Below are 6,761 nucleotides of genomic sequence, written 5' to 3'. Positions count from 1 at the left end.
CGATGTTTTCACCTGCACGACCTTCGTCAAGTAATTTACGGAACATTTCTACACCAGTTACAGTCGTTTTCGTAGTTTCTTTGATACCTACGATTTCTACTTCTTCACCTGTACGAATAACACCGCGTTCTACACGTCCTGTTACTACAGTACCACGACCTGAAATTGAGAATACGTCTTCGATTGGTAACAAGAACGGTTGGTCTACTGCACGTTCCGGTTCAGGAATGTATGTATCCAAGTAGTTTGCTAATTCAAGAATTTTTTCTTCCCACGCGGCATCACCTTCTAAGGCTTTTAATGCTGAACCACGTACGATTGGAGTATCATCACCTGGGAAATCATATTGTGATAGAAGTTCACGAACTTCCATTTCTACTAATTCTAATAACTCTTCGTCATCTACCATATCGCATTTGTTTAAGAATACGATGATGTATGGTACACCTACTTGGCGTCCTAATAAGATGTGTTCACGAGTTTGTGGCATTGGACCGTCTGTCGCTGCTACTACTAGAATCGCTCCGTCCATTTGCGCCGCACCGGTAATCATATTTTTTACATAGTCGGCGTGTCCCGGACAGTCAACGTGTGCATAGTGACGAGTTGGAGTATCGTATTCAACGTGTGAGGTGTTGATGGTGATACCACGCGCTTTTTCTTCTGGCGCATTATCGATTTGGTCAAATGCACGAGCTGCACCACCGTAGTGTTTTGCTAATACGGTTGTGATGGCTGCGGTTAAAGTTGTTTTACCATGGTCAACGTGGCCGATTGTACCCACGTTTACGTGCGGTTTTGTACGTTCAAATTTTTCTTTAGACACGATAATTTCCTTTTTAAATTAAAATCTGCAACCCATTAATAGGTTGCAGTTGTTACAATTATTTTGCTTTGCGAGCTTCAATTACTGCAGTTGCTACGCTAGCTGGTGCTTCAGCATATTTCAATGGTTCCATTGAGTAAGAAGCACGACCTTGAGTTTGTGAACGAAGATCTGTTGCATAACCAAACATTTCTGATAATGGTACTTCTGCATTAATCTTAGTAACAAATTCATTACTTTCTTGACCATTTACAAGAGCACGGCGACGGCTTAAGTCACCAATAACATCCCCTACATATTCCGCAGGAGTTTCTACTTCTACTTTCATAATTGGCTCAAGTAATACTGGATTTGCTTTAGCAAACGCTGCTTTAAACGCAATTGATGCTGCTAATTTAAATGCCAATTCTGATGAGTCCACATCATGGTAAGAACCGAAATGTAAGCGAACACCAATATCAACTACTGGATATCCTGCTAACGGACCAGCTTTAAGTTGTTCCTGAATACCTTTATCAACAGCTGGAATATATTCACCAGGAATAACACCACCTTTGATTTCGTTGACAAATTCGTATCCTGGTCCTTCTGGATCCAATGGATACAAGTCGATAACAACATGACCATATTGACCTCGACCACCAGATTGTTTTGCGTGTTTACCTTCAACATCGTTGACACGAGTACGAATAGTTTCACGATAAGCAACTTGTGGTTTACCGATATTTGCTTCCACTTTGAATTCACGACGCATACGGTCAACAATAATATCCAAGTGTAATTCACCCATACCGGAAATAATAGTTTGACCCGACTCTTCATCTGTATGAACACGGAATGATGGGTCTTCTTGTGCTAAACGACCTAACGCCAAGCCCATTTTCTCTTGGTCAGCTTTAGTTTTTGGTTCTACTGCAACAGAAATAACTGGCTCTGGGAATTCCATACGTTCAAGGATAATCGGATTATCTGGATCACATAATGTATCACCAGTTGTAACTTCCTTCAGACCAATTGCGGCTGCAATATCACCTGCACGGACTTCTTTGATTTCTTCACGTTTATTAGCGTGCATTTGAACAATACGACCAAAACGTTCACGCTTTTGTTTTACTGAGTTCATCACAGTATCGCCTGAATTTACTACACCTGAGTAAACACGGAAGAATGTTAAGTTACCTACAAATGGATCTGTTGCAATCTTAAATGCTAGTGCTGAGAATGGTTCATCATCACTCGCATGACGCTCACCTTCGGTATCATCAAGATTAATACCTTTAATTGCTGGTACATCAGTAGGAGCTGGTAAATAATCAATAACAGCATCCAACATTGCTTGTACACCTTTGTTCTTAAATGCAGAACCGCAAGTGATAAGAATGATTTCATTCGCTAATACACGTTGACGTAATGCTGCTCTAACTTCTTCTTCAGTTAGTTCTTCACCGCCAAGGTATTTTTCCATTAATTCTTCAGAAGCTTCTGCTGCTGATTCAATCAAGTTTTGGTGCCATTCATCCGCTAAGTCTTTTAAATCAGCTGGAATATCTTCATAGGTGAAAGTCATACCCTGATCAGCTTCATTCCAGTTGATCGCTTTCATTTTAAGAAGGTCAATAACACCTTTAAAGTTATCTTCCGCACCAATTGGTAATTGGATTGGCACAGCAGTTCCACCTAAACGGGTTTTGATTTGTTCAACAACACGTAAGAAGTTTGCACCTGTACGGTCCATTTTATTTACGAACGCAATACGAGGAACGCCGTACTTATTTGCTTGACGCCATACGGTTTCTGATTGAGGTTGAACACCACCTACCGCACAGTAAACCATTACCGCACCGTCAAGAACACGCATTGAACGTTCTACTTCGATAGTAAAGTCGACGTGTCCCGGAGTATCGATAATATTGATACGGTGTTGTGGGAATTGTTTTGACATACCTTGCCAGAAGCAAGTTGTTGCCGCAGAAGTAATTGTAATACCACGTTCTTGTTCTTGCTCCATCCAGTCCATGGTAGCCGCACCATCGTGCACCTCACCGATCTTATGACTTACACCGGTATAGAAAAGAATACGTTCTGTGGTAGTTGTTTTACCTGCGTCGATGTGAGCACTAATACCGATATTACGATAGCGCTCAATAGGAGTAGTACGTGCCACGATTATTTCCTCTCGCTAGGCTTAAAAAAAGTTAAACCAGCAAGCCTTAACAAGGCTTGCCGCATAATAAATGAAATTACCAACGGTAATGTGCAAATGCTTTATTGGCTTCTGCCATTCGATGAACGTCTTCACGTTTCTTCACTGCAGCGCCTTTATTTTCAACTGCATCTGACAACTCGTTAGCAAGGCGTAATGCCATAGATTTGTCACCACGTTTACGAGCTGCTTCTACAATCCAACGCATACCTAATGCATTACGACGAACCGGACGAACTTCTACTGGTACCTGATAAGTAGAACCACCAACACGGCGAGATTTAACCTCTACAGTAGGACGAACATTTTCCAATGCTGCTTCAAACGCTTCTAAATGTTCTTTACCAGTTCTTTGTGCTAATGTATCTAGAGCAGTATAAACAATTTTTTCAGCGATAGATTTTTTACCATCTACCATTAAAACATTAATAAATTTTGCAAGTAATTCTGATCCGAACTTTGGATCTGGAAGAATCTTGCGTTGACCAATCACACGACGACGTGGCATGGTTTTTTCTCCGTATATTAAATCTTCAGGTTATCCAAAACTCTATTTCTGGAGTCTTGTATGCTATCTATGTTCTAAATTAAACGTTTGGCCTTACTTAACGGAGAACCATTAAGCTTTAGGGCGTTTCACGCCGTATTTAGAACGACCTTGTTTACGATCTTTTACGCCTGCACAGTCTAATGCACCGCGTACGGTGTGGTAACGCACACCTGGTAAGTCTTTAACACGACCGCCACGAATTAATACAACGGAGTGTTCTTGTAAGTTATGACCTTCACCACCAATGTAGGAAGTTACTTCATAACCATTAGTTAAACGAATACGGCATACTTTACGTAATGCTGAATTCGGTTTTTTAGGTGTAGTTGTGTACACACGAGTACACACGCCACGTTTCTGCGGGCAAGCCTCTAATGCAGGAACGTTGCTTTTTACAACCTTTTTCACACGCGGTTTGCGTACTAATTGGTTGATAGTTGCCATTAAAAAGCTCCAGTTTAAATAAAATTATTCACTATTGAATGTTAAATTAACCCCATTCCATAGAAGAATGGACGATGAATTCTATTCTTTAACGATAACTATGTCAAGATTTTGTACAATTAGAATTTAGAGATTAATTTGAGGGTAATAATCCTCAGTGATCTGCACAGTTTGAGATAAATCGATACATTTTGCATTTGTAGCTATTTTACTCAAAACAGAGGAAATACCTCGCGCCATTACATCATTTTCCAATAAGAAATACTGTGTTAATTGATTAAATAATATTGGATACTTCAATGGTAACAATACGCCATCCTGCCATAATAAAATCACATCACATGGGGTTAATTGTTGGAAAATTTGCTGTAACCATTGAATATCATATTCACGATTGGCAAAGGTATAAAGCATAGCATTCCTTAAAATGTTAAAATTTTTTCTGCTTGGTACAATCGTTTAAAAAAATTTTCATTATCTAATACGACAACAGGTAAAGATAACGCTTCTTTTGAACATTGATAATGTTGCAAATCTTCTTCACAGACAAAGCATTGTTCAATTTCATATAACATTAATAATTTACTCATTGCTACCGTGTCTTTTTGTAAAATAGCATCCGCTTGTTGCTGTTTTAATAAAGATAATATGCCATCACGCCAAAAAAACACTCCGATTTCTTTTTCATCACAATAAGCGGACATCGCCAATAACGCATCAAGACCTTCTCTTACTTTGCTACTGCCATAAGGCGGATGGGTAAAAATAAATGCGACTTTCATAGTGTATTATTAAAAAGTAATGACTCGATCAACGGTTAAAACTGCTTGGCTGAATTCCCCCAATCCGGTAAGAACAAACCCTTCTGCCAAATTATTTTGTGTTCCATCTAACGAACAGGCTTCATCAACAATACCTCGACGTTGTGATGCGGCGATACATAGATTTAATGCAAATTGATGTTTTTTCGATAACTGTTGCCACTGCTTGACTAAATTTATTTCGTCATTAGCTGGGTAAACAAATAAATTACCATTTGTTACTCCCGATTGAGAAAAAAAAACCTGATCAATAATATGTCCGGCATTAAGTAATGCTTGTGCAAACTGATAGGCAAGATAACTTGCTTGTGAACCATAAACTGGTTGTGTAACAGAGAGTAGATAACGCATTATTTTAATTCATCCTGCTTAATCTGACGAATGTATAAATAAACTGTATGGCGAGAAATTTCTAACCTTTCCGCCACCTGATTAATAGCGTCTTTTATATCAAAAATCCCTTTCTCAAATAATGAATGAACGATCTGTTTATTTTTATTATTGTTCGACACATTACGATCATTAGTAACATCTTCAATTGTCTGTTCAACCGTTTGCGCTACTAACTCTTCCACTGATGAAGCAAAATTAACTTCCGAAGAACTTTCTTCCTGTTCGTGTGTCGGCATAAATCCTTGTACAAATTCCGCTACCGGTACGCTCAAATTAATATTAATACACAATAAACCGATAATACGTTGCTGAGGGTTTCGAATAGCAATACTAATTGATTTCATCAAACCATTAGTTTTAGCTCGCGTAAAATAAGGTTTAGAGACACTATCCGTTTTCATTTGATGTAATGATCGCAGTGCCAAATCAGTTAACGGAGAACCAACTTTACGATTAGTATTGTGTCCATTAGCGATACAAATGGCCGAATGTTTCAAATTCTCTAAAGAGTGAAGCACTATCTCACAATGTCCGCCGATTAATGCCGCAATGCCTTCCACTACAGGAATATAAGATTGAATAATATTATGATCTTCTTTACTAAATGGTTGTTGTTCCTGTAAAAAAATATCATCATCTAAATTCATTGCTATTGCCTTCCATTCTGTACATTAATACTTCTGATCGCTGATTCTTAAACTAAGAACGGACATTACTGTCCGTTTCTTATTTATTTTGTTTTTAATCACTAAAATTACTTACTATTTGATTTCACATCTAATAATTCAATATCAAAAATCAATGTTGAATTTGGTGGAATCTGACCGGTTTGCTGATCACCATAAGCTAAATTCGGTGGCAATACCAATTGAATTTTACCGCCTTTTTTGATTAAACCAATTCCTTCAACCCAACCTGGAATAAGCTGTCCCAATTGAAACTCAATCGGCTGGTTACGTTTATATGAACTATCAAATTCAGTACCGTCAATCAATTTTCCACGATAATTCACTTTTACCGTATCATTTTCTGTCGGTGAAGCACCTTCACCCATTTTTTCTATACGATAAAGAATGCCACTTTTAGTCTGTTTTACATCTTTTTCTTTCGCATATTTTTCGCGATAAACTTTGCCTTTTTCTTCATTCTCTTTCGCAACTTTTTCCAGCTCTACCTGAGTCGCTTTTGTTAATTGCGCATCCAATTCTTGCAACTGCTTTTGTAGCACTTCATCTGAAAGTGTTGTTTTTCCCATTAAGGTATCGCGCACACCATCCAAAATTTTATTATTGTCATATTCGATCAAGGATTTCTGCCCATCCAAAGATTGTTGAATATTTTTACCTAAAAATACGCCTATAGCATAAGAAGATTGTTCAATAAACTTTTTATCTTTTAATTGAGAATCTTCTGCAAAACTATGGCTGCTTATTGCTAACAACACAAAACCAGAAAGAAAAGCAAGTTTTTGAATAGATCGCATAATTATTTGTTCTCCATAAGAAAATAATAGATTTTTACTTC

The 6,761-nt window shown here is 38.1% G+C and carries 9 protein-coding genes; all 9 read right to left on the bottom strand.

Going from position 1 to position 6,761, the window contains the following annotated elements; translation table 11 throughout:
- A partial coding sequence (tuf, locus tag JP36_RS07305; RefSeq protein ID WP_039173487.1) for an elongation factor Tu occupies positions 1 to 826 on the bottom strand: 826 nt, incomplete at its 3' end.
- Between the two features lie 58 nt (positions 827 to 884).
- Complete coding sequence (gene fusA, locus JP36_RS07300) at positions 885 to 2,990, bottom strand: elongation factor G (protein ID WP_039133333.1); 2,106 nt, start codon at positions 2,988 to 2,990, stop codon at positions 885 to 887.
- Positions 2,991 to 3,066: 76 nt separating this feature from the next.
- Positions 3,067 to 3,537 carry a 30S ribosomal protein S7 gene (gene rpsG, locus JP36_RS07295; RefSeq protein WP_039133337.1) on the bottom strand — a complete coding sequence of 157 codons (471 nt, stop codon included), beginning with the start codon at positions 3,535 to 3,537 and terminating at the stop codon, positions 3,067 to 3,069.
- Between the two features lie 111 nt (positions 3,538 to 3,648).
- Positions 3,649 to 4,023 (bottom strand): 30S ribosomal protein S12, encoded by a 375-nt coding sequence (gene rpsL / locus JP36_RS07290; protein WP_013745731.1) that lies wholly within the window; start codon positions 4,021 to 4,023, stop codon positions 3,649 to 3,651.
- 126 nt (positions 4,024 to 4,149) lie between these two features.
- Complete coding sequence (locus JP36_RS07285) at positions 4,150 to 4,437, bottom strand: DsrH/TusB family sulfur relay protein (protein ID WP_039133340.1); 288 nt, start codon at positions 4,435 to 4,437, stop codon at positions 4,150 to 4,152.
- Positions 4,438 to 4,445: 8 nt separating this feature from the next.
- Complete coding sequence (gene tusC, locus JP36_RS07280) at positions 4,446 to 4,805, bottom strand: sulfurtransferase complex subunit TusC (RefSeq protein WP_039173483.1); 360 nt, start codon at positions 4,803 to 4,805, stop codon at positions 4,446 to 4,448.
- A 9-nt stretch (positions 4,806 to 4,814) separates the two neighbouring features.
- The gene (tusD, locus tag JP36_RS07275; RefSeq protein ID WP_039173480.1) at positions 4,815 to 5,195 is read right to left on the bottom strand and encodes a sulfurtransferase complex subunit TusD; all 381 of its coding nucleotides are present in this window, start codon (positions 5,193 to 5,195) and stop codon (positions 4,815 to 4,817) included.
- Positions 5,195 to 5,884 (bottom strand): helix-turn-helix transcriptional regulator, encoded by a 690-nt coding sequence (locus tag JP36_RS07270; protein ID WP_039133349.1) that lies wholly within the window; start codon positions 5,882 to 5,884, stop codon positions 5,195 to 5,197. Before JP36_RS07270 ends, tusD begins: the two co-directional genes overlap by 1 nt.
- A gap of 107 nt (positions 5,885 to 5,991) precedes the next feature.
- Positions 5,992 to 6,720 (bottom strand): FKBP-type peptidyl-prolyl cis-trans isomerase, encoded by a 729-nt coding sequence (gene fkpA, locus JP36_RS07265; RefSeq protein WP_039173477.1) that lies wholly within the window; start codon positions 6,718 to 6,720, stop codon positions 5,992 to 5,994.
- Positions 6,721 to 6,761: the final 41 nt, after the last annotated feature.

The sequence above is a fragment of the Gallibacterium genomosp. 1 genome (genome assembly GCF_000771875.1).
Taxonomy (GTDB): Bacteria; Pseudomonadota; Gammaproteobacteria; order Enterobacterales; family Pasteurellaceae; genus Gallibacterium.
Note: the sequence above shows the minus strand (reverse complement) of the source record. Positions and strands in the feature narration are given on the sequence as shown.

Bases quoted from the DNA above. Each gene is read 5' to 3' on its own strand.
- tusD (WP_039173480.1), bottom strand. From the start codon at position 5,195: ATGCGTTATCTACTCTCTGTTACACAACCAGTTTATGGTTCACAAGCA.
- rpsG (WP_039133337.1), bottom strand. From the start codon at position 3,537: ATGCCACGTCGTCGTGTGATTGGTCAACGCAAGATTCTTCCAGATCCA.
- rpsL (WP_013745731.1), bottom strand. From the start codon at position 4,023: ATGGCAACTATCAACCAATTAGTACGCAAACCGCGTGTGAAAAAGGTT.
- JP36_RS07285 (WP_039133340.1), bottom strand. From the start codon at position 4,437: ATGCTTTATACCTTTGCCAATCGTGAATATGATATTCAATGGTTACAG.
- fkpA (WP_039173477.1), bottom strand. From the start codon at position 6,720: ATGCGATCTATTCAAAAACTTGCTTTTCTTTCTGGTTTTGTGTTGTTA.
- tusC (WP_039173483.1), bottom strand. From the start codon at position 4,805: ATGAAAGTCGCATTTATTTTTACCCATCCGCCTTATGGCAGTAGCAAA.
- JP36_RS07270 (WP_039133349.1), bottom strand. From the start codon at position 5,884: ATGAATTTAGATGATGATATTTTTTTACAGGAACAACAACCATTTAGT.